20 protein-coding genes and 1 tRNA gene are annotated in these 26,758 nt (G+C 64.5%); 10 read left to right on the top strand and 11 right to left on the bottom strand.

Annotated elements, in window-relative coordinates:
• On the bottom strand, window positions 1-230 hold a 230-nt coding region (locus tag GXY33_01830; protein ID NLX03862.1), incomplete at its 3' end, for a GntR family transcriptional regulator.
• Between the two features lie 232 nt (window positions 231-462).
• Here GXY33_01830 and GXY33_01825 point away from each other — a divergent pair.
• Genes GXY33_01825 through GXY33_01795 form a run of 7 tightly spaced genes read left to right on the top strand, consistent with a single transcriptional unit; the run spans window position 463 to window position 8,508 of the window.
• The gene (locus tag GXY33_01825) at window positions 463-1,161 is read left to right on the top strand and encodes a PTS transporter subunit EIIA (GenBank protein ID NLX03861.1); all 699 of its coding nucleotides are present in this window, start codon (window positions 463-465) and stop codon (window positions 1,159-1,161) included.
• Window positions 1,162-1,163: 2 nt separating this feature from the next.
• On the top strand, window positions 1,164-3,170 hold the full coding sequence (locus GXY33_01820) for a hypothetical protein (GenBank protein ID NLX03860.1): 2,007 nt from the start codon (window positions 1,164-1,166) through the stop codon (window positions 3,168-3,170).
• Window positions 3,167-4,075 carry a hydrogenase gene (locus GXY33_01815; protein ID NLX03859.1) on the top strand — a complete coding sequence of 303 codons (909 nt, stop codon included), beginning with the start codon at window positions 3,167-3,169 and terminating at the stop codon, window positions 4,073-4,075. The genes GXY33_01820 and GXY33_01815 overlap by 4 nt, the downstream gene beginning before the upstream one ends.
• 6 nt (window positions 4,076-4,081) lie before the next feature.
• Window positions 4,082-4,726, top strand: coding sequence for a hydrogenase (locus GXY33_01810; protein NLX03858.1), 645 nt, complete (start codon window positions 4,082-4,084; stop codon window positions 4,724-4,726).
• Between the two features lie 3 nt (window positions 4,727-4,729).
• Complete coding sequence (locus tag GXY33_01805) at window positions 4,730-6,190, top strand: NADH dehydrogenase FAD-containing subunit (GenBank protein NLX03857.1); 1,461 nt, start codon at window positions 4,730-4,732, stop codon at window positions 6,188-6,190.
• Window positions 6,190-7,707, top strand: a complete 1,518-nt coding sequence (locus GXY33_01800) for a hydrogenase (GenBank protein NLX03856.1) — start codon at window positions 6,190-6,192, stop codon at window positions 7,705-7,707. The genes GXY33_01805 and GXY33_01800 overlap by 1 nt, the downstream gene beginning before the upstream one ends.
• 18 nt (window positions 7,708-7,725) lie before the next feature.
• Window positions 7,726-8,508, top strand: a complete 783-nt coding sequence (locus GXY33_01795) for a 4Fe-4S dicluster domain-containing protein (protein ID NLX03855.1) — start codon at window positions 7,726-7,728, stop codon at window positions 8,506-8,508.
• Here the strand turns inward: GXY33_01795 and GXY33_01790 are convergent.
• The 5 genes from GXY33_01790 to GXY33_01770 form a co-directional block, all read right to left on the bottom strand.
• Entirely contained in the window at window positions 8,503-11,589 is a 3,087-nt protein-coding gene (locus GXY33_01790; protein ID NLX03854.1) for a DUF4981 domain-containing protein, read from the bottom strand. The genes GXY33_01795 and GXY33_01790 overlap by 6 nt on opposite strands.
• Before the next feature lie 2 nt (window positions 11,590-11,591).
• Window positions 11,592-13,502 carry a glycoside hydrolase family 5 protein gene (locus GXY33_01785; protein ID NLX03853.1) on the bottom strand — a complete coding sequence of 637 codons (1,911 nt, stop codon included), beginning with the start codon at window positions 13,500-13,502 and terminating at the stop codon, window positions 11,592-11,594.
• Window positions 13,503-13,576: 74 nt separating this feature from the next.
• Complete coding sequence (locus GXY33_01780) at window positions 13,577-14,362, bottom strand: DUF1559 domain-containing protein (protein NLX03852.1); 786 nt, start codon at window positions 14,360-14,362, stop codon at window positions 13,577-13,579.
• Window positions 14,359-15,549, bottom strand: a complete 1,191-nt coding sequence (locus tag GXY33_01775) for a substrate-binding domain-containing protein (protein ID NLX03851.1) — start codon at window positions 15,547-15,549, stop codon at window positions 14,359-14,361. Before GXY33_01775 ends, GXY33_01780 begins: the two co-directional genes overlap by 4 nt.
• Before the next feature lie 321 nt (window positions 15,550-15,870).
• A complete protein-coding gene (locus GXY33_01770) occupies window positions 15,871-17,136 on the bottom strand; it encodes an exo-alpha-sialidase (protein ID NLX03850.1) in 1,266 nt (421 codons plus the stop codon).
• A 492-nt stretch (window positions 17,137-17,628) separates the two neighbouring features.
• On the opposite strand from GXY33_01770, the gene GXY33_01765 reads away from it, so the two are divergent.
• Complete coding sequence (locus GXY33_01765) at window positions 17,629-19,968, top strand: hypothetical protein (protein NLX03849.1); 2,340 nt, start codon at window positions 17,629-17,631, stop codon at window positions 19,966-19,968.
• 135 nt (window positions 19,969-20,103) lie between these two features.
• Here the strand turns inward: GXY33_01765 and GXY33_01760 are convergent.
• The 5 genes from GXY33_01760 to GXY33_01740 form a co-directional block, all read right to left on the bottom strand.
• Window positions 20,104-20,189 (bottom strand) — tRNA-Leu (locus GXY33_01760).
• Between the two features lie 101 nt (window positions 20,190-20,290).
• Window positions 20,291-21,430, bottom strand: coding sequence for a hypothetical protein (locus GXY33_01755; protein ID NLX03848.1), 1,140 nt, complete (start codon window positions 21,428-21,430; stop codon window positions 20,291-20,293).
• Between the two features lie 21 nt (window positions 21,431-21,451).
• Window positions 21,452-22,450: a hypothetical protein gene (locus GXY33_01750; GenBank protein NLX03847.1), complete on the bottom strand. Its 999-nt coding sequence runs from the start codon at window positions 22,448-22,450 to the stop codon at window positions 21,452-21,454.
• Between the two features lie 63 nt (window positions 22,451-22,513).
• The gene (locus GXY33_01745; protein NLX03846.1) at window positions 22,514-23,320 is read right to left on the bottom strand and encodes an amidohydrolase family protein; all 807 of its coding nucleotides are present in this window, start codon (window positions 23,318-23,320) and stop codon (window positions 22,514-22,516) included.
• Window positions 23,313-24,074 (bottom strand): hypothetical protein, encoded by a 762-nt coding sequence (locus tag GXY33_01740; GenBank protein ID NLX03845.1) that lies wholly within the window; start codon window positions 24,072-24,074, stop codon window positions 23,313-23,315. Before GXY33_01740 ends, GXY33_01745 begins: the two co-directional genes overlap by 8 nt.
• A gap of 150 nt (window positions 24,075-24,224) precedes the next feature.
• Between GXY33_01740 and GXY33_01735 the strand changes: the two genes are divergently transcribed.
• Together GXY33_01735 and GXY33_01730 are read left to right on the top strand one after the other, a co-directional pair.
• Complete coding sequence (locus GXY33_01735) at window positions 24,225-25,148, top strand: PHP domain-containing protein (GenBank protein NLX03844.1); 924 nt, start codon at window positions 24,225-24,227, stop codon at window positions 25,146-25,148.
• Between the two features lie 54 nt (window positions 25,149-25,202).
• A complete protein-coding gene (locus tag GXY33_01730) occupies window positions 25,203-26,645 on the top strand; it encodes an MATE family efflux transporter (GenBank protein ID NLX03843.1) in 1,443 nt (480 codons plus the stop codon).
• Window positions 26,646-26,758 lie beyond the last annotated feature (113 nt).

Below are 26,758 nucleotides of genomic sequence, written 5' to 3'. Positions count from 1 at the left end.
TTGCTGCCGTTCTCGGGGGTCAGGCTGGCCACGAACGTGCCGGCGCCCCGGCGGCGGGTCAGGATTCCCTCCTGGACGAGGCTGGCGATCCCTTCGCGGATGGTGGCCCGCGAGATTCCATACTGTCGCGCCAACTCGTGTTCGGTGGGCAATCGGCTTCCGACCGCCAATTCGCCCTGGTTCAGGGCGGTCAGGATGATCGAACGGATCTGCACTCGCTTCTCGGGCATGCGTATGCACCACCTCATTTGTCAGGTTTAACTGTCGCCTATTGTAAAGTTTGTCGGACAAACTTCCAAGTCCTTTTTCGGGTTCCCAAAAGGGCAAACCGGCGGATTGGAGTGCAACTGTTGCACATTTTGGAGAATCTCAGGACTTGACACATCTGTCTTAGGATAATACGATGTGACACTTGATGTCATAAATGTCCAAACACAGCGAAGAACTGTCAAAGAACCTTCAGTGAAACTACGCGTCAGAGATGCCGCCGAGCTCCTTGGGGTCTCGGAAAAGACCATCTACCGATGGGTTGCCCAGCGGAAGCTGCCGGTCCACCGCGTCAGCGAGCAGTACCGGTTCAACCGGGCCGAGCTTCTGGAGTGGGCGACCTCCGAGCAAATCCCGGTCTCGCCGAAACTCCTTGAGGAGCCTGAGGATGCGTTCATCCCGTCGCTGGAGGACGCCCTGCGGACCGGCGGCATTCACTACCGCGTCGAAGGCCGCGACCGGGCCAGCGCCCTGCGGAGCGTGGTCGAGATGCTTCCGCTTCCCGAAGAGGTCGACCGGGAGTTCCTGCTGCAGGTCCTGCTGGCCAGGGAGTCGATCGGGTCGACCGGGATCGGCGAGGGCATCGCGATTCCGCATGTGCGCAACCCGGTGACGCTGCACGTCTCCCGGCCGCTGGTGGCGCTGAGTTTCCTCGAAAACAACATCGACTTCCAAGCGATCGACGGCAAGCCCGTCCACACGCTTTTCACCATTGTCAGTCCGACCATCAAGGCCCATCTGAACCTGCTGTCGAAGCTGGCCTACGGCCTGCGTGCCTCGCCTTTTGCCGAGGCGGTGGCCCGCAAGGCCTCGCGCGATGAGCTGTACGCGGCGGCAAGGGGGTTGGAGCTGACGGTCGCTGCATCGGCCGGGTCCGGAGAGGGGCAGGTGTAGCGATGGCTGCGCAACTGGTCGTCTGGTCGGCCGCCATTCTCGGCGGCGGCGGGTTGATCTGTCTGCTTGCGGGTCGGCGAGGCAGCCTGTCCAACCGGCTGGGCGTCGCCATCAGTCTCATCGGCGGCGTGCCGGCGGCGATGGCGGGCGCTACCGCCCTCTGGACGGGCCGCGAAGACGCCATTCAGATCCCCTGGAGCATTCCATTCGGTTCATTCAGCTTGGCCGTGGATGCCCTGTCGGCGTACTTCGTCCTGGCTGTCGCGGTGATCTGCATGCTCGCAGCCGTCTACGGCGGCGGCTACCTGAAGGCCCACCTGGGCCGCAAGAACCTCGGCGCGTCCTGGTGTTTCTACTGCATCCTCTTCGCGAGCATGCTGCTGGTGGTCACGGCCCGCAACGGCGTGCTGTTCCTGATCGCCTGGGAGATCATGTCGCTGGCGTCGTTCTTTTTGGTGGTCTTCGAGCACGAGCGGCAGGAGGTTCGGCAGGCTGGATGGACGTACCTGGTGGCGACGCACTTCGGCACCGCTGCGCTGCTGGCGTTGTTTGTGTTGCTCGGCTGGGGAAGCGCGACGTGGGACTTCGATGAATTCTCCGTGCCCGGCAGCGGCCCGATGGCGGGCGTGCTCTTCCTGTTGGCCGTTGTGGGTTTCGGAACCAAGGCGGGTTTTTTGCCGATGCACGTCTGGCTGCCGGAAGCCCATCCGGCCGCCCCGTCGCACGTCTCAGCCGTGATGAGCGGCGTGATGATCAAAACCGGCATCTACGGCCTGCTGCGGACGCTGACGTTTCTGGGCGCGCCGCCGAGCTGGTGGGGATGGACGCTGTTGGCGATTGGTGCGGCGTCCGGTCTGATTGGAGTTTTGATGGCCTTGGCCCAGCACGATCTAAAACGCCTGCTCGCCTACCACAGCGTTGAGAACATCGGGATCATCTGCCTCGGCCTGGGGCTTGGCCTGCTGGGGATCAGCGAGGGCAATGCCACGCTGGCGTTCCTGGGCCTGGCCGGCGGATTGCTGCACGTGTGGAACCACGCAATCTTCAAAAGCCTGCTGTTCCTCGGAGCCGGGGCGGTGGCCCATGCCACGGGCACGCGCAACATCGAGCACCAGGGCGGCCTGCTCAAGCGCATGCCCCTGACCGGACCGGCGTTCGTCGTGGGCTCAGCCGCCATCTCCGGTCTACCTCCGCTGAACGGTTTCGTCAGCGAGTTGTTGATCTACGTCGGCGCGTTTTCCGTCATCGCCGGGGCCGAAGTTATGTCGCCGAGCGTCCTGGCCGCCATGGTCGCCATCGTGGCGTTGGGCATGATAGGGGGGTTGGCGGCGGCGTGCTTCACCAAGGCGTTCGGCGTGGTCTTCCTCGGCGAGCCCCGAAGCTCCCAGGCGGCTGCGGCGCATGAGGCGCCGCGAACCATGCACGTTCCCATGCTGATCCTGGCGGCAATGTGCGTCGTGGTCGGCATGTTGGGCGCGTTGGTGCTGACCGTGGTGAGACCGGTTGTTCAAAGCCTGATGGACGCCAGCGGCCTGACCGTGTCCGAAACCATGTTCATCAGCGCAGCGTCGATCCTCTGGAAGGTCAGCCTGGCCGGCGGCGTTCTGATCCTGATGCTGAGCGGCTTGGCCGTCCTGCGCCGTCGCCTGCTGTCCGGCCGGCCGGTCGAGACGAGCGGAACCTGGGACTGCGGCTATATCGCTCCGACCGCGCGAATGCAGTACACGGCGTCGTCGTTCGCGTGGCCGATCCTGAACATGTTCCGATGGCTCCTCCAGCCGACCGTCCACGAACACCGTCCATCAGACCTGTTTCCGACCAGGGCCGCCATCGAGACGCACGCCGACGACGGCTTCCGGCGCTTCGTCTATCGACCGATCTTCCTGGCTGCCGATTGGCTGGCCGGGCGGTTGCGGTGGGTCCAGCAGGGCCGCAACCAACTTTACATCCTCTACATCGCCGTCACGCTGATCGTTTTGCTGGTGTGGAAGCTGGGGGTGGGGCGATGACGACGGCGAGCGTGCTGCATGTCCTTCTGGCCCTAACGGCGTGCCCGCTGCTGCTGGGCATCATCAACCGGACCAAGGCCTTTTTCGCGGGCCGTCACGGCCAGCCGGTGCTTCAGACGTACTACGATCTGGCCAAGCTGCTCCGCAAGGGCGCGGTCTACAGCCGGACCACGACGTGGCTGTTTCGTGCGGGTCCGATCATCGGTGTGGGCTGTGCGGCGGCGGCCCTGCTGATGGCGCCGCTCGGAGGCGTCGAGGCCTTGCTGGCGTTTCCCGGCGACATGCTCGTGCTGGCCTACCTGCTGGGCCTGATGCGGTTCGCCACCGTGCTGGCCGCGCTCGATACCGGGTCGGCCTTCGAGGGCATGGGGGCCAGCCGCGAAGTGCAGTTCTCAATGCTGGCCGAGCCGGCGCTGCTGTTGGGCCTGGCCGCCCTGGCTGCGGGTTCGCACAGCCTCTCGCTGACCGGCATGTACGCCGATCCGCTGTCCGCCGGAGCGGCGCACGTGCCGGCGCTCGTGCTGGTCGCCGCGGCCGTGCTCGTCGTGCTGCTGACGGAGAACGCCCGCATCCCGGTCGACGACCCCAACACGCACCTGGAGTTGACGATGATTCACGAGGTCATGGTGCTGGACCACAGCGGGGTGGACCTGGCGTTCATCCACTACGCAGCGTGCCTGAAGCTGTGGGTGTTGGGATCGCTGCTGGTTGGTCTGGCCGTGCCGCTGCGCACTGGTCATCCTCTGGTTGATCTGGCGCTCGGCGCGATCGGTCTGGCCGTCATGGCGGTGGTGGTGGGCGTCATCGAGTCGGTGATGGCCCGACTGAGGCTGATCCGCCTGCCGCAACTACTGGTGACGGCGTCGGTGCTGTCGCTGCTGGCCGTCATCTGGCTGCTGAGGTAACGTGGCATGGAATTGCTGCTCGATACGCTGTTGATCCTGCTGGTGTTGACGAATTTCCGGCTGCTGGGCTCAAGCCGCCTGGCCGCGTGCATTCAGACGCTGGCCATTCAGGCTGTCATCCTCGGGGCCATGCCGCTGGTGATGCACGCCTCGCACCTGACGGTGCGCGTGGTCGCGTTCGCCGTCGCCATTCTCGGTGTCAAGGCGCTGCTGCTGCCGTGGCTCCTGCGGCGGGCGGCCAGGGAGTCCGGGACGCAGCGTGAACTTGAGCCGCTGATCGGTTTCACCTCGTCGGTCCTAATCGGAGCGCTGCTGCTGGCGGCGAGTTTCTGGGTGGTCCGGCCGCTGGCTCAGGGAATGCCGGCCGGAGAAGGGCTGGTCTGCGTGATTGCCCTGTTCACCATTCTGACCGGTCTGCTGATGATCGTCTCGCGGCGCAAGGCCCTGACGCAGGTGCTGGGGTACCTGGCGATGGAGAACGGCGTCTACGCCTTCGGAACCGCTCTGGCGGTGGACGAGCCGCTGCTCGTCGAGCTGGGCGTCCTGCTGGACCTGCTGGTCGCGGTGTTCGTCATGGGTATCGCGATCTATCACATCAGCCGCGAGTTCGACCACATCGACACCGACCAACTGTCGGTCTTGAGGGACTAACGCATGCTCTGGACGGTCATTCTGGTCCCGGTGATGGCGGGAGGGGCGGCGGCCTTGCTGCCGTGGCGGACGCTGCGCCGGTGGTGGCTGCTGGCTGGAAGCGCCGGCCACTTGCTGGCGGTGATCGGTTTGTGGCGGATCGGACCGCAGCGGGGCACGTGGATCGGAACCGACGAACCGGGACTGCTGTTTCTGACGATCACCAGCGCGATCTTCCTGGCCGCCGCTGCGTACACCGTCGGCTATCTCGGCGGCCGGGCCGATCCGGTCACCCGCGACTTCGAGGAGGGCTTCCTGTTTCGCAACGAGCCCGACGCGATCTTCGTCGGCTGTCTGCTGCTGTTCCTGGCCGCGATGAGCCTGGTGTGTCTGAGCCGGCACCTGGGCCTTCTGTGGGTGGCCATCGAGGCCACCACGCTGGTCAGCGCGCCGCTGATCCACTTCCACCGCCACCACCGCAGCCTCGAGGCGACCTGGAAGTATCTGCTGATCTGTTCGGTCGGTATCGCCCTGGCCCTGCTCGGCAACTTCTTTCTGGCCTTCGCCGCCCGCGGCCAGGCGGTCCACCTGAGCATCGACGAACTGCTGTCGCACGCTTCGACGCTCGACCCGATGTGGCTGAAGGCGGCGTTTATCCTGTTTCTCGTCGGCTACGGCACCAAAATGGGCCTGGCCCCGATGCACACCTGGCTTCCGGACGCCCACAGCGAGTCGCCGTCCATGGTCTCGGCCCTGCTGTCCGGAGCGCTGCTGAACTGCGCGTTTCTCGGCATTCTGCGCGGCCACACCGTGCTCGGCGCGGCTGGGCTCCAGGGCTTCAGCGGCGGACTGCTGGTCCTGTTCGGCCTGCTGTCGATGGGGTTCGCCGCGGTGTTCCTCATCCGCCAGACCGACTTTAAGCGCATGCTCGCCTATTCCAGTGTCGAGCACATGGGCATTCTCGCTCTGGGCGTCGGTCTGGGCGGGCTGGCCGCGGCCGGCTCGATGCTCCACGCGGTCAACCACTCGCTGGCCAAGGGCATGCTCTTTCTCGTGGCGGGAAACCTGCTGGCCGCCTACGGCACCAAGATCGCCTCCGACGTGCGCGGCGCGCTGCAGAGGCGTCCGATCACCGGCTGCCTCTGGATCGCCGGGTTCCTGGCGATCGTCGGATCGCCGCCGTTCGGGCTGTTCATCAGCGAGCTGACGATCCTCCGCGGCGCGCTGGAAGGCGGCCGCTGGGTGGTGGCGACCGTCTATCTGCTGACGTTGGGCGTCATCTTCGCCGCGATGGCGCGGATCGTCCTGCCGATGGCGTTCGGACAAGCGGACGCGGACGTTCCCTCTTCCGACCGCAAGGAAGCCGCCTGGTCGGTGGCGCCGCCGTTGGCGATGGCCGCCGCGTCGCTGGTTCTGGGGCTCTATGTCCCTGTGTCGTTCTGGGACTTCCTCCAGTCGGTCGCATCCAGGATCGGAGTTCACTGATGGCGTCGTCCGATTTCCTGCGAATTCACAATGGCCAGGCGGCGGATCGAACCGCCTGCCCAGCCGTATCGGGGCCGCGCTTCCGGGAACTGGTCATCGACGAACTGGCGTCGGGATCGCGCCTCTCAGCCCTGCTGGCCGTTCCGGCCGAGAATGGGGCTGCCAAGCGTCTGACGGCGGTCCTGACCTGTCCCCGCTCGGGCGATATCGGCCTGCTCGCCTGCGAGGTCGGCGACTCCTATCCCGCCCTCACGCCCGATTGCCCAGCCGCCCACTGGTTCGAACGCGAAATCGCCGAGCAGTGGAATATCCGTCCGGAAGGGCACCCGTGGCTCAAGCCCATCCGGTTTCAGCCGCCGCACTCCGCGGCCGCGTCGGATCGGCCAACGGACGCGCCGACCATCGGCGAGACCGATTTCTTCGGCATGCACGGCGACGAGGTGCATGAGGTCGCGGTAGGGCCGGTGCACGCCGGCGTGATCGAGCCCGGCCACTTCCGGTTCCAGTGCCACGGCGAGACCGTCTATCACCTGGAAATCTCCCTGGGCTATCAGCACCGCGGCGTCGAGCGGGCCATGATCGGCGGACCCGATCGCCGGACCGTCCACTACGCTGAGACGCTGGCCGGCGACACCACGGTGGGCCACGCCACCGCCTACGCCGCACTCGTCGAAGCCCTCAGCGGAACGTCCGCGCCGGCCCGAGGATGGTGCCTCCGCGCCGTCGGCGCCGAACTGGAACGCCTTGCCAACCACATCGGCGACCTCGGCGCCCTGGCCGGCGACGTCGGTTTCCTGCCGACGATGAGCTATTGCGGCCGCATCCGCGGCGACGCGCTGAACCTCAGCGCCTTACTCTGCGGCAACCGCTTTGGCCGCGGCCTGGTCCGGCCGGGCGGCGTCGCCCACGATCCTGACACCCGGACGATCGACGAACTGCTCCGCCGCCTGGACAAACTGGATCGCGACACCACCGGCGCGGTCGAACTGATGTTCGACGCCCCGTCCGTTCTGGCCCGTTTTGAAGGCGCCGGCATAATTTCCGAGGACCTGGCCCGCCGCATCGGCCTGGTTGGCGTGGCCGCCCGCGCCTGCGGCATCATCTGCGACGTGCGCCACGAATTCCCCTACGGTGCCTATCGCTTCGCCCAGCTTCCCGTCTGCACGTGGACCACCGGCGACTGCTTCGCCCGCGCCTACGTGCGATGGCTGGAGATTCGCCAGTCGCTGGCGTTCCTGCGGGAACAGCTCAAGTCGCTGCCGGGCGGAGCCATTTTCAAGGAACCCTCCGCTCCGCGGCCCAACGCCCTGGCGGTCAGCCTCACCGAAGGCTGGCGAGGCGAGATCTGCCACGTGGCCGCCACCGACCGGGCCGGCCGCTTCGCCTGGTACAAGGTCGTCGATCCCTCGTTCCACAACTGGTTCGGCCTGGCCTGCGCACTGCGACAACAGCAGATTTCAGACTTCCCGCTGTGCAACAAGAGCTTCAACCTCTCGTACTGCGGTCACGACCTGTGACCGAAGGAGCCGCCTGACATGCTGCGCGTTCTAAAGACCCGGTTGCAGCAGAAACACCAGACGATGGCCTATCCCGACGGCGGTCCGCCGCCGCTTCCGCCGCGTTTCGCCGGTCGGCCGGTCATCGACGCCCAGCGTTGTCGGGACGGCTGCTCGCAATGCGTCGCGGTCTGTCCGATCGGAGCGATCACGCGAGACGATTTGACCGGTTCGCCCCGCCTCGACACCGGCGCCTGCCTGTTCTGCCGCGCCTGCCAGAACGCCTGTCCGCACGAGGCGATCCAATTCAGCCGCGAGTACCGCCTCGCCGCCGCCGCCCGAGACGACCTGATGGTGACGCACGGCTCGCCCGACTTCCCCTCCGCCGCGCACAAGCTGGCCTCAAAGCTGTTCAGCCGTTCGCTCAAACTGCGCCAGGTCTCGGCAGGGGGGTGCAATGCGTGCGAAGCCGATTCCAACGTGCTGACGACGCTGGCCTGGGATATCGGCCGGTTCGGCATCCAGTTCGTCGCCTCGCCGCGCCACGCCGACGGCCTGCTGATCACCGGCCCGGTCACCGAGAACATGCGGCTGGCCCTCCGCAAAACCTACGAAGCCGTTCCCGCTCCCAAAATCGTCATCGCCGTCGGCGCCTGCGCCATCGCGGGCGGTCCGTTCCGCGACCATCCGGAACAGCACAACGGCGCCTCGGCCGCGGTGCCGGTCGACCTCTTTGTCCCCGGATGCCCGCCGCACCCGCTGACCATCCTCGACGGCCTCCTCCGCCTGCTCGGCAGAACCGCCGACTATCGCCGTTCATGACGCTTCCATCCGCATCCGTCGGAGAAGTTCAGGCATATCTTGTGACCCAGCCAAGGGACGGAGACCGATAGTGAGCTGCATCGGCTTGGCTCGAAGATGATACTGGTCCAACGGCACGGGGCCGCAGCTATTGCTTCCCAGGCCGTGGTGGGCGTGATCGAGGCAGAGGAACGTCTCCGGTCTGGGCGCCAGATCGACCGTGTGCTTCGCGTCGGTCAGGTCCGGCGGCGTAAAGTGCAATGCGCTGATGTTGATCGTGGAGAAGCCGAAGAGCGCCAGTCCCAGGCCTTGCGGGTTGGTCAGCGTCGCCCAACGCACGTTCATCCGGTTGCCGTGTTCCTGGGGTTTGACGTATGGCACGTACTGTTCGGTGACGGTGCTCTTCCAGACGCCCAACCGTCCGCTCTCCTGGCGGTCGACGTAGCATTCATGGGGCCCAAGGCCATACCACGAGAAGTCTTCGAATCCGCTCGGCAGGCTCATGAGCAAGCCGACCCGCGGCAGGACCGGAAGGTTGTCCCGCAGCGGCCGAACGGAGATTGTAAGGACGACGCTGCCGCTGCCGTGGATGACGTACCGATAGGTGCACGCCAGTTGCGGTCGGATGGCTCGGGGAGCGATCACGGCGTCCACTTCGATGGCCGCCTCAACGGGTGAGTTCCGTGATACCCGCACGTCGGCTGTCCGCTGCATCTGCTTGTCGAATCGCTCCTGATACCACTGTTTGGCGACGTGAACGTCGTTGTCGGTCGGGGCCCGCCAGAGGTTGAACCGCGGACCTTGGGCAACGAGGGACGAACCGCGATATCGCCAATCGACGATGGTTCCTGAGTGCCGGTCGAACTCGATGCGGAAATCGCCACCCTCAATGAGAACCTTGTTTCCCGACTGATCCAACGTCAGCTCTGACCCTCGTGGTTCTGCAAACGCAGCCAAACTGGGCGTCTTCGTCGGAAACAGAAACTGCGCCCATGCCAGCTCGTATCCTTTCTCGGCCCAGAGAGTGGAATTTGCCAGTGCAAAGCTCAGGTGCAGGGAGTACTCGGACCCGTCCACATCCGTCGGCGAATCGCACGGGATAGACAGATCCGCGGACGACCCAGCGGCCACGTCCAAGATGTCAAGTTCGCCATGTTGGATAGTCTCACCGTCTTTCCTGATCTCCCAGACGCCCCGCAGGCCATTCAGGCTGGAGAACGCCCACCGGTTGTGGATTCGCAGCCGTCCCTTGCCAAGGTCCAAGGCTTCGACGTGCACGGGTTCGAGGATCTTTTTGTATTCGATCAGTCCGCTGCGGGGGATCCGGTCGGGCGAAACCAGGCCGTCGTAGCAGAAATTCCCGTCGTGTGGATCATCGCCGAAATCGCCGCCGTGGGCGAACCACTCGGTTCCGTCGGGTTTTCTCTGGCGGACGCCGTGTTCGGCCCATTCCCACACGCAGCCGCCGATCAGCTTGGGATACTTGCGGATGGCCTCCCAGTACTCCTTCAGGCTGCCCGGCCCCTGGCCCATCGCGTGAGCATATTCGCAAAGGAAATACGGCCGCTGGTCGGCTGGGTCCTCCGCCGCTTTGATCAGCTCGGGCACCGAGGTGTACATGTGGCTATGGACGTCGGCGATCTTGTCGTCGTAGTCGCCCTCGTAGTGGATCGGCCGCATCGGGTCGGCCTGACGGGCCCAGTCGGCCATCTTGACGTGATTGCAGCCGAAGCCCGATTCGTTGCCGAGCGACCACATGATGATCGACGGGTGGTTCTTGTCGCGTTCGACCATGCGGACCATGCGGTCCAGATACGCCGCCTCCCAATCCGGATCATCCGACAGTTGGGCCCAGTCCTTGGGATCCATGGTGGGAATCACAAACCCATTGCACTCCAGATCGGCTTCGCCGATCACGTACAGGCCGTAGCGGTCGCAGAGGTCCAGCCAGAAGGGGTCGTTCGGGTAGTGCGAGGTTCGCACCGCGTTGATGTTGTGCCGCTTTATGAGCACGATGTCGCGGATCATCGACTCGCGTGAGATGGTGTGGCCGGTGTCGGGGTCGGTGTCGTGGCGATTGACGCCCTGGAGTTTGATGGGAACGCCGTTGACCAGCAGCATCGAATCTCGGATCTCCACCCGGCGAAATCCCACGGGCTGCCGCTGGACTTCAAGGATGCTTCCGTTGTTCCCTGTCAGCGTGATCAGCAGCGTGTAGAGGTTCGGCTCTTCCGCCGACCACTTTTTTGGGGCAATGACGGGTGTGGAGAATTCGTGGACCGCCTCCTGCTTGCCGCTGACCGTCAGGCTATCCGTCGCAACGTCGGCAATGACTGTCCCTGTCTCGTCCAGCAGCTTGGCCGCCAACGTGCCCGAGGTGTCCTGCGGTGAGTGGTTGTTCACCCAAGCGGCCAGTTCGAGTGTCGCGTCCTCGCACCGGTCGTCGAGTTTCGTCCGGATGCGGACGTCGCGCAGGTGCAGGAGCGGGGCGGCGACGAGGTAGACGTCGCGAAAGATGCCGCTGAGCCGCCACATGTCCTGGTCTTCGAGGTACGTTCCGTCGGACCACTTGAAGACCTGTACGACCAGGACGTTCTCGCCCTCGGCCAGGTACGGCGTGATGTTGAACTCCGCCGGCATGTGGCTGACCTTGCTGAACCCGACGTTCCTGCCGTTCAGATAGAGGTAGAACGCCGAATCCACACCGTCGAACGTGACCGAGACGCGCCGGCCGGCCCATTCCTCGGGAATGGTGAAGGTCCGCCGATATACTCCGACGGGATTGTCGTTCGGAACGAATGGCGGGTCCATCGGGATCGGGTAGCGGCCGTTGGTGTAGTGCGGACGGTCGTAGCCCGCCATCTGCCAATTGATCGGAACGGTGATCTGGTCCCACGTCCACCGGGAGCAATCTCCGAGATCGGGAACGTCACAGGCCCTTTCGAAGTATCGGAACTGCCACTGGCCGTTCAGCAGCCGGAAGTACGGCGTGTCTTCGCGCTGTCCGCTGCGGGCCGAGGCCTCATCCGGGAACGGGATCGACGTAACGTGAGGCGGTTCGCGGTTGATCCCGGTGACCTTCGGATTCTGCCAATCGTACAAGCTCAATTCTCCTGTCGTTCATTTGACGCCGGCCGCGGCGCCCGTTCCGGCAGCGAACTGCCCATGATCCTCGCCACCGGCGGCCAGATATCAGTATACGCCAGGGAGTCCCGCGGCCAAACACCATTGTGGTTTCTCGGGTCGTCGGCGAGGCGGCTGAGGGCCCAGATCATCCAGCCGATGTCTTCCTTGGCGAACATCGCCAGTATTCCCGCCATGCCCTGCCGCGTGGCCGTTTCCGAGTTGGCCCAGTAGGGCGCGCCGAATTCGGTGCACATGACCGGGACGTTGTGCCTGTCGCGGAAGGCGGTCATCCATTCCTGGATCAGCCACGGCTGATTGTCCGGCGGGTATTCGTGCGTCGTGAACACCACGTTGTTGTAGGGAGCGTCGACCGCTGAAGCCACCGGGTCCCACGTGTCCTCCAGCGAGCGGGCGTGGCACCAGTCCCAGCCGCCCACGATGATGATGTGCCGCTGATCGACCTGCCGAATGCCCTTGAGGCATCGCGTGTAGTACTCCCGCACCACCTCCGGGGCAAAATCGTGCATCTCGTTGTACAGCTCGTAGCCCAGCACGTACGGCTCGTCCTTGTACTTTTCGGCGACCCTGACCCATCCGTCGATCCACCACTTCTGAATGACCTCTTCGGGCCAGGGGCCGACTTGGCTGACGCTGCGGGCGGTCCGCTCGATGGCATCGACGTTGCCGCCCTCGAAGTACTCGTGCATGTCGAGGATGACGTACAGGCCGTGCCGCTTGGCGGCCTGGACCACCGGGTCGATGTGCTCGGCGATGTGCCGGTCCAGGTCGATCTGCTCACCGCCGGTGTTCCAGTATCGCAGGTAGAACGGGAATCTCACGGTGTTGAGATGGTGGTCCCTGCAGTATTTCATGACCCCGTCGTCGTCGCGTGACATGATCACGTCCCGTGAATAGCCCAATCCGACGGGGATGAACATCCGCTCGCCGCCCTTGGCCAGCGGCGAGGTCACGATGTGCTTGCCCTTGACCCGCAGCCACAGGTGCTCATTGTCGCCGCGTGTGCCGTCCAATTCAATCGGGATGGATCGGTCCGCGGGGTTCTGGCCGTCCCGGATGATCGCGCAGACCGTGTTGGTCCGACCTTCGGTCAGCGGCGGCGAGTTCCAGACGCACGCAAAAACGCCGTCTTTGACCGCTTCTGATTTGACGCTCTCCTTGCCCTCGCCGTCGCGGATTACGATGTCCACCTTTTCGACGGCGGGCTCGGTCCGGCCGCGAACCACCAGGTTCCTCCACGCCATGCCCGGATCGCAGTACAATTCCAGGCTCACGTTGCGGTCGCGGCTGACTTCGATCCGGCGGATTTCCAGTTGCGTGGGCTTTTCGGTGAAGAACAGGATTGCCTCCGCGGTCAGTGCGGCGCTTCCGCTCTCCAACTCGGCCAGTGGCACGCTGAACCGCTGCCAACCCTCCTCATCCGCCGGCTCGAATGTCGTAGCCGTCGGCAGGCTGCGATCGGGCGTAAAGGGAGACTGCGAAGAGCCCACGACGCTCGTGTCCGACTTGAAGGCCACCCGCACGCCGCCGGGCTCCTTGTCATCCGGCCAGCGGCATTCGACCTTCAGCCGCCCTCGCGGGTCGGCCAGGTACCGATCCAGCACCGGGAACTGATGCGGCGTGAAACGCCATCCGCCGCCACCGCCTTCGGTGGTCGTGATGACGATGGTTGTGGGTCCGTGCCGTATGTCCGAGGTCGTTCCGCCATTGTATCCGATCGCGTAGATCGTCCCGCCCGGCCAAAGGTCGCGCTCGCCGGAAAATAGGACCATCCGATCGACAAAGACCGGATCCGGACCCTGGGCCCGCCCCGGTGATCCGATCCAACCGAATGCCAATACCGCCATGATAGGTGCCGTCTTTCTGAACATGGGGAGCTTTCCTTCTCAACTGCCTGTGTGTGCTTCGCAGGAGGCTACGGGAGGTTGACGCTTACTCCATCGTTTTACTCGTACAGAGCGTACCAGAAGTCCATGCCGTGGCAGGTCTCCGGCGGAACGCTGGCCGCATGGTGATCCGCGTACAAGACGTTCCATTGGTGTTCATGGTGATGGAAACGATTGATCCACGCCCCCTTCGGGGAACTGGCCGGGTCCGCCCACCACTCGAACTCCATGTCGATCTGCCACTTGTATATCCCGGCGCCGAACCCCCAGTTCAGGTAGGCGTTTTTGTCCGGAGGCCGTTCGGAATACAGGCACATCCGGCTCGGCTGCCTGACGTCGTTCATCTGATAGGAGGATTCGATGAAGCTGGGGCCTCTCGGCTCCCAAGAGCCCATTGTCCCGTTCTGCCCCACGTTGATTCCGTAGGTGTTGGCCAGGCATTTCGGATCGTCGGTCCACCATCCGATCCCGTGGCTCGATGGGCAGTGGAACATCTTCGGATCCCGGTTGGTGTCGAGCCAGATCAACCCTGCCCAGTAGTAGTAAAATGTCTTGGTCGATCCGTCATAATCCACATAGGTCGCTTCCGGAATCGCGCGGCCGTACCAGTCCGGCGTGCCCCACGATGCGATGGGAAAGAAATCGGAGTTCCTGTCCATGTACATCGCGGTCGCTGTGCCCATCTGCTTCAGGTTGCTCAGGCACTGGACCGCCCGTCCCTTCTCCCTCGCCGACTGCAGCGCGGGCAGCAAGATCGAGACCAGCACGGCGATGATCGCCACCACCACCAGGAGCTCAATCAGGGTAAATCCAGCCCGCTTGCCATGCTCTCGGACTCGTCTCATCCCGTTTCTCCTTCGATAATCCGGCCGTGGAATTCGTGGCAGCGAGGGGTGCTGTCGTCGCCCTCCAACCGGCGCTTGAGCAACTCCGCGGCCGCCCGCGCGCGGAAGTAATAGAGCGTATCGAACGTGGTCAGTTTCGGCGTCCCGGCCACCAGGTGCGTGTTTCCCACCCCCTCAGCCGAGATTACCGCCATCTCGCCGGGAATGGCGACGCCTGCATCCTGCAGCGCCCGCACGACGCCGACCGCCACCCAGTCGTGGCCGGCGATAATGCACCGCGGCCGTTCCGTACGCAACAGCGACCCGACGAAATGATACGCGTCGATGATCGGATCGGGGTGAGGCCCGTAGCTGTGGCGGTCATCATATCGCCGGATGTTCTCCTCCCCGAAAAAAATCCCCCGCTCGGACAGCCGCTGGGTCAGCCCCAGCAACGTCTGTGTTTCCGGCACCTCGTCCGGCTTGCTCGGGCTGACGTACAAGAGGTTCTGGTACCCTCGATCGGCGATATAGTCGCCCAACTGAATGCCTTCATAGTAGGCATTCGTCCGCACCAGGTCATACGTCTGGCCCGGAATCTCATGGCCCAGCAGCACCACCTTCGTACAGGCTTGTGGAAGCATCCGTGGATCGTAACGGAAGCTTTGCGGAGCGACGGTCGCCAGAATCATCCCCGCCGGCGGGCAATCACGGCAATCGGCCAGAATGTTCGCGTACCACTCGAGGTTGGCGTGGCCGCAGCGGGTGCTGACCGACCAACGCGATCCGGCGAAGGCCTCCTGAACGGCAAAAGAATAGACGTTGTCGGTAAACGGCTGGCTTGATGAGACGAAAACCACTGTGGATACCGCTGAGGCCTTCTGAATGCCCCCTCTGCCCCCTGGCGTCGGACCGCTGGGAACGGACGACCTCTGCACCGCAGGTCCCGCCGCACCATCGGCATCGGGCGCTGCCAGCAGAAACGTCCCTGCCCCGACCCGCCGGTCGATGACGTTCTCTTGGACCAGGACCGCCATGGCTTTACGAATCGTCTGGTGGTTCAAGCCGAACGTTCTGGCCAGTTCCCGCTCGGAAGGAAGCCGATCCCCCGGCTGGAGGTCGTGCTCCCGGATCATCTCCAGGATGCCCCTGCGGACCCGATCATACGATAGGGGGCCTACAGTTCTGATCACCGTCTTTGTAGGCATTCTACTGCTCCTTCCATACACACCAGCATAATAACTACTGTAGCACTACGCAAGCGTTTTGTTGTACAAGTAGTACTCATGTATATTGTGCTATGCTGATGAGGGGCAACCAAAACTGAGTGATAACGGGCATCCGCCTGAATCGGTGGGCGGACGATGGGAGGTGGTACATAGCGGTACTATGGAGCCGGGAATTGTGGTTGAGATCCCGGATTGGCACGGTCCTCAGCGCCGGACTACTCCTGTTGTGCTGGATCGATACAGCCTTCCACTGCCACCGTCAGAGTCAATGGACCCACGAAGGCGCCTGCTGCGCAAAGGCTACCCTTCCGGCAGAATGATCTCGTACCGGTAGCTGTGCGGCGGGCAGTGGCAGTTCTCGTGCCGGCCCTCGTTGCCGGGGCACGCTGACATGTAGAGCATCACGTGGCCGGTTTTGCGGTCTTCGTACCGCCGCCAGTTCGAGAAGCGAACCAGGTCGTTCTGGCCGGGTTGACGCTGCTCGATGATCGTGACGCTGCTGCGGATGATCCGGAACGTTTGGCGGTCGATCTCGGCGATCTGCAGCTTCGTTCGCGGATCGCAGGCGTAAGTGGGCTTGTCCAGAATGTTGGTGATGATGTACAGCCGCCCGTTGCGGCCGCGAAACACGTGGGCCAGACACGCTGGGCAGTAGACCTGCTCGCCGTCATCGTAGCGGAAGAGCTGGGGCGCCGACCAGCTTTCGCCCAGGTCGTCGCTGACCGCGTAAAACTTGCCGCTGGGAATGCTCGTCCCGTCATTCGGGTCCACCCGCACCCGCATGGACATGAACAGCCGTCCGTCCTCCAGCAGCGCGATGCTCGGTTCGTCGCCGCCGCAGTTCGAACCGTCCTTGCCGACGGTGGCCGTCGCGGTCATCCGCCAGCCGATCCCGCCTCCGTCCGGCCGCCACTGTCCGATGATCCCACCGGACTGCCACTGGTGCGGCTGATCCGGCACCGGCACGAACACCGGCAGGATGAACCGCCCATCCGGGAGGAACACCGGCTCGACACCCTCCGAAGCCGCGCTGTTCCGCCCGTACCAGACGCCCGGGGCCCAGTGGCGGGGGTTGAACTCCGGACCCTCCATGACCACCTGCTCCGGTTCGCCCCACGTCCGGCCCGCGTCGTGCGAAATCCGCGTCCAGAGCAGCGTGGTGACCGCAAACGGCGAGCCCTGGTCCCACGGTAGCAGGTCGGTGAGGTTCTCTCGGGTGGCGTACATCTGGGCCACCGTCTCGGTGCCCGGCCGAAGGATGTAATTCGGCTCCTCGACCCACAGCCGCCACTTCCCGTGCAGCGGCAGGATCTCCTGGCGTGGGCCGACCTCCTGCCATGTCCGCCCGTTGTCCTCGCTGCGGCGGATCATCGCCGGCGACGGCGCATAGCCGTGGTCGCTGATCCGGTTCACCCGGAAGTAGTACCGCCGCTGCCCGCCGAACGAGACGCACTCCTGCAGCACGTTCGCCTTGCCCGACACGTAACCGATCGACCGCACCACGGCCTCTTCCAGGATGTTCGGCCGCTCGATGTGCATCGTCCGCTCGACCCGTATTCCTGCCATCTCGACGTACCTCTATAGAACCAAAGTTATCGTTAACGCGGTTGCCTTAGTTTAACCAGCGACAACCTCGCAGCCTCCTTGAATTCCAGTTCGACCATGCTCGTGTCGCCGCGGTTGAAGACTCGACATGCGACAGGATCGGCTTCCAAACGTCTCGCCCGCCATCGCGAACCGTTCCTTCGTCTCCTTAATAGGCACGCTCATGATCCGCCGGCCCTGCTCGTCCAGCAGACACGCAGCATCCGCCCGGACGGTCGCGTCCCACTGATACGCGCACCTGGATAGACCCCGACGAAACCGTTGAAAAGAACCGGCGACGGCCTATAATCGCTGCTCCGTGTTTCACGACGCCATCAGTGAGTTTTGATGGAAATGCCGATGAAATCCGATCAATTGTTCGCCAATTGGACGGTCTTTGGTCCCATTGATAACTATGGCCCCTATCCGGGCTCGCTCGGTTGGACGCCTCTGCCCCCGGACGGCGCAACCGAGGTGCCCGATCAAATCACCGTGGCCGGCCGGACGTTCACGCCCATCCCAGCCCGGCTGATCGACGGCACGCTGCGGTTCCGCAGGCTCTTCGAGCACGTACCCGGCGGCTCGCCGCAGGCCTACGCTTTTTGCCAATTCTCCGTCTCCGAGCCGCTGCGGTTCGTCCTGAGCATCGACGCGGACTGGGGATTTGTGTTGTGGCTCGATGGGCGCCAGATCGCCGAGAGCCGTTCGGGCAACGGCGGACCGGTGGGCTATTTCCCGACACGGGTGACCGTGGCGGTCGAACCGGGTCGCCATGTCCTGTGCTGCCGTCACATCTCGGGAAGCGGCGACTGGCTGTTGAACCTGCGGATCGATCCGGCGGGTCCGACCGGCCGGCGGTCGTACCTCGAGTCCGGGCTGCGCCTCGAAGAACGCCCGCTTCCGACCGGCGAGATTGCGGGCATGCCGACGGAAGTGTTCGAGCGGACCGCGGCCACCTGCGGCGTCGAGGCCCGATGGATCAGCGTGTTCGATCAGCGTGAACTGCGGTTGACCGGCAACGTCCTGTACAAGTCGGCCTATCTGCCCACCGGAGAGGGGTTCGACCCGGCCTACGAGGAGCGGCTGATCCAGTGGGTGCGGACCATCCACGATCTGGGGTCGCCGGCCATCAGTTGGGCCTCCATGTCGCAGAACCGCCAGGGCTGGCTGGACCATCCGGAGTGGCGGCAGATCTTCCTGGTCGACCAGGCTCCGGACGACACCCACCGCGACTTCAACGTCTGCATCAACACCGGCTACGGCGACGCCCTGATTAGCGCGTGCATCGAGGCGATCGATAAATTCGACCTCGACGGTTTCTGGTTCGACGGCTCAGCCTACTCGTCGGTCTGGTGCCGTCCGATGCCCATTTCCTGTATCTGCGAGTCATGCTCAGCCAAGTATCGCCAGGAGACCGGCAACAAGCCCCCGAGCGAGTACCGCCCGGAGACCCTGGAGTTCCGCCGTTGGATGGCGTGGCGATACCGGACGTTCAGCGCCTATTGGCAGCGGCTCGAACTGGCGATCCACGCCGCGCACCCGCAAGCGGTCATCGCGATCAACCACTACCATCGCGAACACATCCCCTGGAACGGCGCCGTCCCGCTCAACCCCTTCGACGCGAACATCATCTCAGCCACCGAAGCCGACGGCGATCCCTGGAAGGCCGCCTTCTACACCCGCATCAACCGGGCCTACGGCCGGGCCCATTCCGAGACCTGGATCACCAGCGGTGTCGGACGTTATCGGCTCGACGGCGTGCCCAGGCACAATCCCTACCCGCTGATCACCCAGGCCGTCTCGTGCCTGACCGCGGGGGCCGACTCGAGCTTCGGCGGCGTCGATCTGTCGGTCTCCGCCGCCGCCTACGTCGAGCTCTCAGCCGAAATCCGGGCTCGCAAACCCTACCGATACCTGCCGTCCTATCCGCTGGCCGCCCTCCACGTTTCGCAGCAGACCGACACCTACACCTTCGGAACCGATCCGGGGTTCATCACCCGCGACTGGCACGACCACTATTGGAAATCGCTGGTGGGCTGGCACCGCCTGCTGATGAGCGCGGGACTGTGGATGGACGTGGCCTTTGATGCCCATCTGACCCCCGAAAACCTGAAGCGATACCGCTACCTGTTCATGCCCCTGGCCGTGGCCCTCGCCGATGCGCAGATCGAGGCGGTGCTCGACTACGTGCGGCGGGGCGGAACCCTGATCACCGGGCCCTGGTTCGCCACGCAAGATGAGTGGGGCTTCGCCCGCCGGCGCAGCGGCGAGGTGAGCCGCCTCTTCCCGTACGGCCAGTCCTTCCCAGCCTTTGACGCCTTGCCCGAGTGCCTGACCGCGGGGAGCAGTTCGGCAGCCGCCGAGCAACGCCTGGGACAAGGCCGAATCCTGCAATTCGCCGTCGATCACGGGACCGCTTTTCGCAGTAATCCCACCGCAGACCGGGTGCGGATGCTGGCCGATTGCCTCGGACGCGCCGCCGGCGGCGTGCCCGTGTGCCTCGAAGATTCCGAGGGCGACCAAGCCTACGCCCACCTCGGCGTCTCGCTCGATAGCGACGGCGATATCATCGTGGCCATCCAGCAACTCGAGCCCTTCTGGACCCAAGCTGCGCAAGGCCGCGAACGCCCGCCGCTGGCCACTCGCCATCGCCTGCGCGTCTTTCTCTCCGTGGTGGCGGCGGACTGCCTGATCCCCGAGCCGGGCTTCCCGCTCGACGTCAACGACGTCGCCACCGCCAAGCTGATCCCGCTGCCGCCCTACACCTGGGGAACCGTGATACGCCTGCGAACAAAAGAGCCTACGCCAACCTGATCCTCACGGGGCCCCATCGCCTCAGCCGCCCACGTCCCGCGGAGTGCCTCTGACTGACGCGATGGTGAAAGAAAAGACAAGGAAAACTGGATCTGGTTGGTAATGACTTGTCACAATCCGTCGCCGCCCCGCAACTGCCGAAGGTGGGAATCGAACCCACACGGGGTGTAAGCCCCACGGGATTTTGAATCCCGCGCGTCTGCCAATTCCGCCACTTCGGCTTACCGGACGCCCATCGGACGCCACGTGGCTCCAATTTTAGGCGAACCGGACCCGATCAATCAATCCTTTTGTTGCTTTTCCGTCTATGTTCCAACAGCCGCTACTGCCCGATCGGATACCGCCCAAACGCCTTCGCCTCCTCGAACATGGCCAGGATGTTGGCCGGCGGCACCTCCGGCTGAATGTTGTGCACCGCTGCGCAGAGGTACCCGCCTCCAAGCCCCATCTCGCGGATTCGCCGCCGCACCTCGCTGCGGACCTCCTCAACCGACCCGCGAGGCATCACGTACCCGGTGTCCACACCGCCCCAGAACGCCAACTCGCGCCCGAACTGCTTCTTGAGCTCCGCCGGGTCCATGTCCGCCGCTGAGACCTGGATCGGATTGAGCACCTGGACCCCCAACTCGACCATCTCGCCGATCAACGGCCGGATCGACCCGCAGCAGTGGTGGGCCAGACACGCCGGACTGCTCCGCCGCGCCTGCTCCCAGATCTTCGCGAAGCACGGCCGAAACAGCTTCCGAAACGTCGCTGGCGAACACAGCGTCCCATTCTGGCTGCCCAGATCGTCCGAGGTGTAGATGATGTCCACCAGGTCGCCCGCCTCGGCCAGAACCGTCGCATTAATGGCCATCTGGATCCGCGTCGTCTGCTCCAGCAACGCCTCGACGAACGCGTGGTTGTCAGCCAAATCCATCATCCAGTTCTCAAACCCGCGCAGAAACTGCCCCATCGACATCACCCGCCCGCGGATCTCCAGCGAGATCGCGTAGTCCGTCTCTCGCCGCATCCGCCGCAGCCACTCGCCGAAACCGTCGAGGTTCACCAGGTCCTTCGGCTCCGGCCACGGATGCCGTTCCACCGCCGCCACCGTCGCCTCCTCCTCGAACGGAGCGTGCTCCACGTAGTAGTGCCCGCCCTCCGGCTTGTGCCACTGCACCGACCACTCATCGACGAACCGATCCGGCCCCAGCCGTCTCGCCGACGTGCTCGCGCCCGCCGCCCGCGGAGCATGCACAATGTCCAGATCGAGCGCCTGCCGCACGTCCTCCTCGATCTCCGCCAGACTCGCGTACGTCCAGGTGGCCTTAGCCTCGTGGACCGCCAAGCCCAGCGCCTCCCGCAGCCGCGGATATGCGCTGCCCACGATCGTGCTCGCCAAAGTCCCGCCCAGATCGATCGGCACGCGATCCGGTTCCTCGTGCCGCAACGCCGCCAGCACCCGCTCCCGATGCGTCATGGCCGCACTCCTCCAGATCGTCTACTGCAAGTCCTTGTGTTGTACGAACGCCTCGTACGCCCACTGGTCCCACTCGTCTTCCACGCCGATCCCGTGCAGGTCGCCGTAGTTCTTGGCGATCAACCCGCCGCCTCCACCGCCGAACAACTCGACCATCCGCCTGGCCTCCGCCACGATGTCGGTCTTCCGGCCCGTCGGCAGTACCCGCTGAATATCCACCGGCGAGTACAGGCACACCTTCAGCCCCTTGAGCTTGCCCGCCAGCCGCTCCAACCCGTACAGCGCCGGCTGATCGAACTGCAGCGCGTTGACCCCCACCTCCGCCAGATCGTCGATGATCTCCCAGATATACCCGCACGAGTGCATCAGCACGTGCATCCCATTCTGGTGCGCCGTCCCGCACAACCGGGCGAACAGCGGCTTGTAGATCTCACGCCACATCGGCGGGCTCACCAACAGCCGCTCCTGAGTCCCCCAATCCTCGCAGAAAAACACCCCGTCCGCACCCGCCTTGCCGAACTGCACGATCATCTTCTCCAGCAGTTCCGTCACCCGGTCGTGCAACTCGTCAATGTGCTCCCGCTCCAGCACCAGATCCTGAAAGTACACCTCCATCTTCCGCAGATACCGGCAGATGGAAAACGGAAAACCCGGCAGACTTCCCAGCCGGTAATGGTCGCCCGCCTCCTTCGTGAACACCTCTCGACATCGCTCGAAGTTCTCCGGATTCGCCAGATCGGGCAACTGATAGTCCTTCAACTGCGACCAGTCCTCCAGCGCCGGCTTGAAGATCTCGCCCGCCTGGCTCATCCCGATGATCCGGTGCCACACGTTCCCCCACACGTCCAGGTGGAACTCGAACTGCCCCTCCGTCCACACCTTCTCCCGCGACCCGTGCGTCCCGCCCACGCCGCAGCCCCACATGTCGTTTAGCCGGCCTTCGCCGCCGAAGTTCAACCCGATCCGCTCCGGGCACGTCTGATCCAGGTTCCTCTGTACAGTCTCGCGGGGGGGCATCATGGTTTGCTCCAATCCGCTGACAGCTCGAAGAGACCGCCAGCCGGTAGGGGGGCGGCGCACCAGTCACTGTTGCGATAGGACCGGCCACCTGAGCCGCTCCATGACGCTCAGCGCATTGCCGCCCAGAATCAGCTCCTTCTCACGTTCCGGCAGGTCCGAAAGGGCGATCGGCCCGATCCCCGTCCCGAAATCCAGGTCCAGCGCGTCCGACCCGTACAGGATCTTCTCCGCGGGCATCACCGCCCGCAACCCCTGGACCGTCGCGAAGGGACCGACCACAAAGCACGCGCACGTGCACTGGTAGACGTTCTCGTACTTCCCGACCACGCCGGCGTACGGCAACCCGTCGGCGTGCCCGATCACGAACACCACCTCCGGAAAATTCCTGGCCCAATGCTCAAGCCGTTCAGGCGAGCCCCACTGGTGATGCAGCACCGCCCACCCCTTGTCGCGGGCGAACTCCAACACCGGCGACCAGTCGATGCAGTGCTCCGACGCCCCCTGGTACTGGCTGATCAGCTTGATCCCCCGGCTGCCGCGGCGATGCCCCTCCTCCAGCAGTGCCGCCCAGTCCTGCGGAAACCCCGCGTGCAGCATCGTCAACGCCGAAAACCGCTCCGGCAACGCCTCGGTCGCCTCATACTGCAGCCGGTTGCCTGCCGCCACGTCTGAAGTCGTGTCAATGCAGAAGGTTACAGCGTGATCGATCCCGAACCGGTCCATGTGTTGCGCCACCTGTCGAGGGCCCGATCGCGGGATATAGTAGTACTCCGACGAGGCTCCCAGGTGACAGTGGAAATCCACCACCGGAATGTGGTCCAGCGGCTGTCCGTTCCGCACCCGTTCGGCTATCTCACCACTATTAGTCATACTTGGCATTCCTAAGCAATGAGCGGAAATTCTCCGCGGCTATCATCCGCTTGGCCTTCTGGTCAACCCCTGCATACGCCACCACCGCCCCAAAACTCCTCGGATCCAGGCTCGGCAGCCCCAGGCTGAACACCAGCCGTTCGGCCCCGAAACTCTCGCAGATCGTCTCGACCATCTGGGCCTGCCAGATCGCCGAAAGGCTCACGCGAAGGTTCGGCGCGATGCACATCGCATCGAACATCGGACGGTTCGACCGCGCCCGCCACTCCCACGCGATCACCGGCAACTCCGGAAACCGCCCGCAGAAATCGGCCAGCCCGTACCAGTCAATCAGGTCCTGACCGCCGTCCCACTGCCGATATACCGTCAACAGCGGAATTCGCCGCTCCGCCATCGCCTCAGCCAACTCCAGAACCCGCGGACTCCGTTCCACCCGGACCCCACGCACCAGCGGGTTCACCAGCACCGCCTTCACCCCAGCCGACAACGCCCGGTCCAGAAACGCCCCTGGCTTCTCCGCGATCACCGCCGTCGGATCAAACGCCCAGACCCGGTGCAGCCGAGGACTGCTCAACCCCGACAACGCCGCGTTGCCCAACTCCGGATCGGCGTCACGGGCCGCCGTGTGGTACACCAGCGCCTCAGCCACCGCGTACCGGTCCATCATCGCCAGGGCCTCAGCCTCGGTCGTCGGCGACTCCGGCAATCCGCCGTTCGTTCGTCCGATACTCAGGAATGCATCCATAAACTCCATAGCCACTCCTCGCTTTCGCTGCATCATACCCGCCGTCGCCCCGGAATCCAGCCTCACTTGAGGCTTCTTCAGAAATGGTTGGCGGGACCGTCCGCCGCTTGATACCATGGCCCTTCGTTTGGTCACGATGACGCATGAAGGAGACGAGTGGTGCTTGGCAATCCTTTCGCGGTTGACGGCCGATGGTACAAGGCGGCCTTTCACGTCCACACGACGGACTCCGACGGCAAAATGTCTCCCGCCGAGACGGCGAAGCTCTACGCCGACCTCGGCTACGACCTGGTCGTGATGACCGACCACGGCGGCACCGAAAACCTCCCCGACTCGCTGCCCGGAACCCTCGTCATGCCCGGCGCCGAAGTTACCACCGACGATGGCACCCACGTCGTGGTCCTCGGCCTCGAAAAACCCGGCCGCTTTCACGAGCCCGCGCAGGTCCGCGATCTCTTCGAACGCGGGCAAAACGGCGACGTCGCCCTGATCATCGGCCACCCATACTGGTCACACCTCAAGCTCGACGGCATGATGGCCCTCACCGGGTACAGCGCCGTCGAAGTCTTCAACACCACGTGCAGCCGCGGCATCGGACGCGGATTCTCCGACGTCCACTGGGACGATATGTCCGACCTCGGCCGTAACCTCTGGGCCCTCGCCGTCGACGATTGCCACCGCACCGACATCGACGCCGGAGTCGCCTGGACCATGATCAAACTCCGCCAGCCGACCCGCCAAGGGCTCCTCGAAGCCATCCACAACGGCTGGATGTACGCCTCCACCGGACCCGTCATCCACCGCATCGACGTCGAAAACGACAAGATCACCGTGCTCTGCGACCCGGTGCGACGAATCGACTTCATCGCCGGTCCCGCCGCCGGCTGGGGCCAGTCCTGCCACAACGGCGAGAGCTTCGTCCTCAGCCGCGCCGCCCACACCCTCGCGCAGGGCCGCAACGGCTACGTCCGCGTCCAGTGCGTCTGTCCCGACGGCCGAAGGGCCTGGAGCAACGCCTTCCGCGTCGAAAACGGCCGGTTCGTCCCGTGGCCGCAGCAACCCTACCGCTGGAAACGGGACTGACCAACCGCTTGCCGACGCTGATCGGAGGGAGAGCCGCACGTGTCCGATAGTCTCATCGCCCGACATTTCAAAGGCCGCTGGCAAGGGCCCGGCGGATACCGCGAACTCCTGGTCGTCGCCATCCCGCTGATCCTCAGCACCGCCTCCTGGTCCGTCCACCACTTCGTCGACCGCGTGTTCCTGACCTGGTACTCGCCACAGGCCGTCGCCGCCGCGCTGCCCGCCGGTAACCTCTGTTTCACCTTCATGAGCCTCTTCATGTTCACCGGCAACTACGTCAGCACCTTCGTCTCCCAATACCACGGCGCCGGCCGGCCCGAACGCATCGGACCCTCCATCTGGCAGGGCAACTACATCGCCATGATCGGCGGCGTCGTCATGCTCGCCCTCATCCCCTTCGCCGAGCCGCTCTTCGCCTTCATCGGCCACGAGCCGCCCATCGACCGACTCGAAACCGTCTACTTTCAGATCCTCTGCCTCGGCGCTTTTCCCGCCATCGCCAGCGCCGCCATGTCCGGCCTGTTCGCCGGACTCGGTCGCACCTGGCCCATCGTGTGGGTCAACGTGGCCGGAACCGCCGTCAACCTCGCCCTCGACCCTCTGATGATCTTCGGCTGGTACGGATTCCCCGAAATGGGAATTGCCGGTGCCGCCTGGGCCACCGTCATCGCCCACTTTATCACCTTCGCGATTTACGCGGCTCTCCTGGCCCGGCCCTACTACAACCGCCTCTACCACACCGTCAGCGGCTACCGCTTCGATCGCGAACTCTTCGGCCGCCTCATCCGATACGGCGCGCCAAGCGGCGTCCAAGCCCTCATCGACATCGGGGCCTTCAGCGTCTTCATCCTCCTGCTCGGACGCCTCGGACAGGCCCAACTCGCCGCCAGCAACATCGCCTTCACCGTCAATACCCTCGCCTTTATGCCCATGATGGGAATCGGTATCGCCCTTTCCGTCCTGGTCGGTCAGAGCATCGGCAAGGGCCGGCCCGACTTCGGCCAGCGCAGCACCTGGTCCGGCTTCCACCTGACCCTGCTCTACATGTCCCTGATCGCCTGCCTCTGCTTCTTCGCGCCCGACCTGCTGATCAAGCCCTTCGCCTACCGCTCTGAGAATCCCCAGGAGTTCCAGCAGCTCCGCCCGCTGATCGTCACGCTCCTCAAGTTCGTCGCCGTCTACAGCGTCTTCGACGCCATGAACATCGTCTTTGCCTCCGCCATCAAGGGGGCCGGCGATACCCGCTACGTGATGTTCATGATCGTCGTCGTCGCCGGCGGCGTCCTCGTCGTTCCCAGCTACATCGCCCTCGAACACCTCGACGCCGGACTCTACGCGGCCTGGACCATCGTCTCCCTCTACGTGATCATCCTGGACTTCTCCTTCCTCCTGCGATTCCTCAAGGGCAAGTGGAAGACCATGCGCGTGATCGAAGAAGTCCCGCCCGGCCTGCCCACCTCCTACCCCGAAGTCCCCGCCGTCGAAGCCGAACTGTAAAAAAACGACTACCGCGTCAGCCGACGCCGCGCCGCCAGATACCGCACCAGCATCTGGTCGTACCGCTCTGCCGTGTTCGCCAACACGTATTCGATCCCCGCGTCGCTGCACTG

The organism is Phycisphaerae bacterium (genome assembly GCA_012729815.1).
Lineage (GTDB): Bacteria > Planctomycetota > Phycisphaerae > JAAYCJ01 > JAAYCJ01 > JAAYCJ01.
This window is presented reverse-complemented; position numbering and strand designations above follow the sequence as displayed.

Excerpts from the sequence above, each read along its gene's own strand:
- GXY33_01805 (NLX03857.1), top strand. The coding sequence starts at position 4,730 with ATGCTCTGGACGGTCATTCTGGTCCCGGTGATGGCGGGAGGGGCGGCG.
- GXY33_01775 (NLX03851.1), bottom strand. The coding sequence starts at position 15,549 with ATGCCTACAAAGACGGTGATCAGAACTGTAGGCCCCCTATCGTATGAT.
- GXY33_01820 (NLX03860.1), top strand. The coding sequence starts at position 1,164 with ATGGCTGCGCAACTGGTCGTCTGGTCGGCCGCCATTCTCGGCGGCGGC.
- GXY33_01795 (NLX03855.1), top strand. The coding sequence starts at position 7,726 with ATGCTGCGCGTTCTAAAGACCCGGTTGCAGCAGAAACACCAGACGATG.
- GXY33_01770 (NLX03850.1), bottom strand. The coding sequence starts at position 17,136 with ATGGCAGGAATACGGGTCGAGCGGACGATGCACATCGAGCGGCCGAAC.
- GXY33_01755 (NLX03848.1), bottom strand. The coding sequence starts at position 21,430 with ATGACGCATCGGGAGCGGGTGCTGGCGGCGTTGCGGCACGAGGAACCG.
- GXY33_01750 (NLX03847.1), bottom strand. The coding sequence starts at position 22,450 with ATGATGCCCCCCCGCGAGACTGTACAGAGGAACCTGGATCAGACGTGC.
- GXY33_01815 (NLX03859.1), top strand. The coding sequence starts at position 3,167 with ATGACGACGGCGAGCGTGCTGCATGTCCTTCTGGCCCTAACGGCGTGC.
- GXY33_01780 (NLX03852.1), bottom strand. The coding sequence starts at position 14,362 with ATGAGACGAGTCCGAGAGCATGGCAAGCGGGCTGGATTTACCCTGATT.
- GXY33_01745 (NLX03846.1), bottom strand. The coding sequence starts at position 23,320 with ATGACTAATAGTGGTGAGATAGCCGAACGGGTGCGGAACGGACAGCCG.
- GXY33_01800 (NLX03856.1), top strand. The coding sequence starts at position 6,190 with ATGGCGTCGTCCGATTTCCTGCGAATTCACAATGGCCAGGCGGCGGAT.
- GXY33_01785 (NLX03853.1), bottom strand. The coding sequence starts at position 13,502 with ATGTTCAGAAAGACGGCACCTATCATGGCGGTATTGGCATTCGGTTGG.
- GXY33_01810 (NLX03858.1), top strand. The coding sequence starts at position 4,082 with ATGGAATTGCTGCTCGATACGCTGTTGATCCTGCTGGTGTTGACGAAT.
- GXY33_01740 (NLX03845.1), bottom strand. The coding sequence starts at position 24,074 with ATGGAGTTTATGGATGCATTCCTGAGTATCGGACGAACGAACGGCGGA.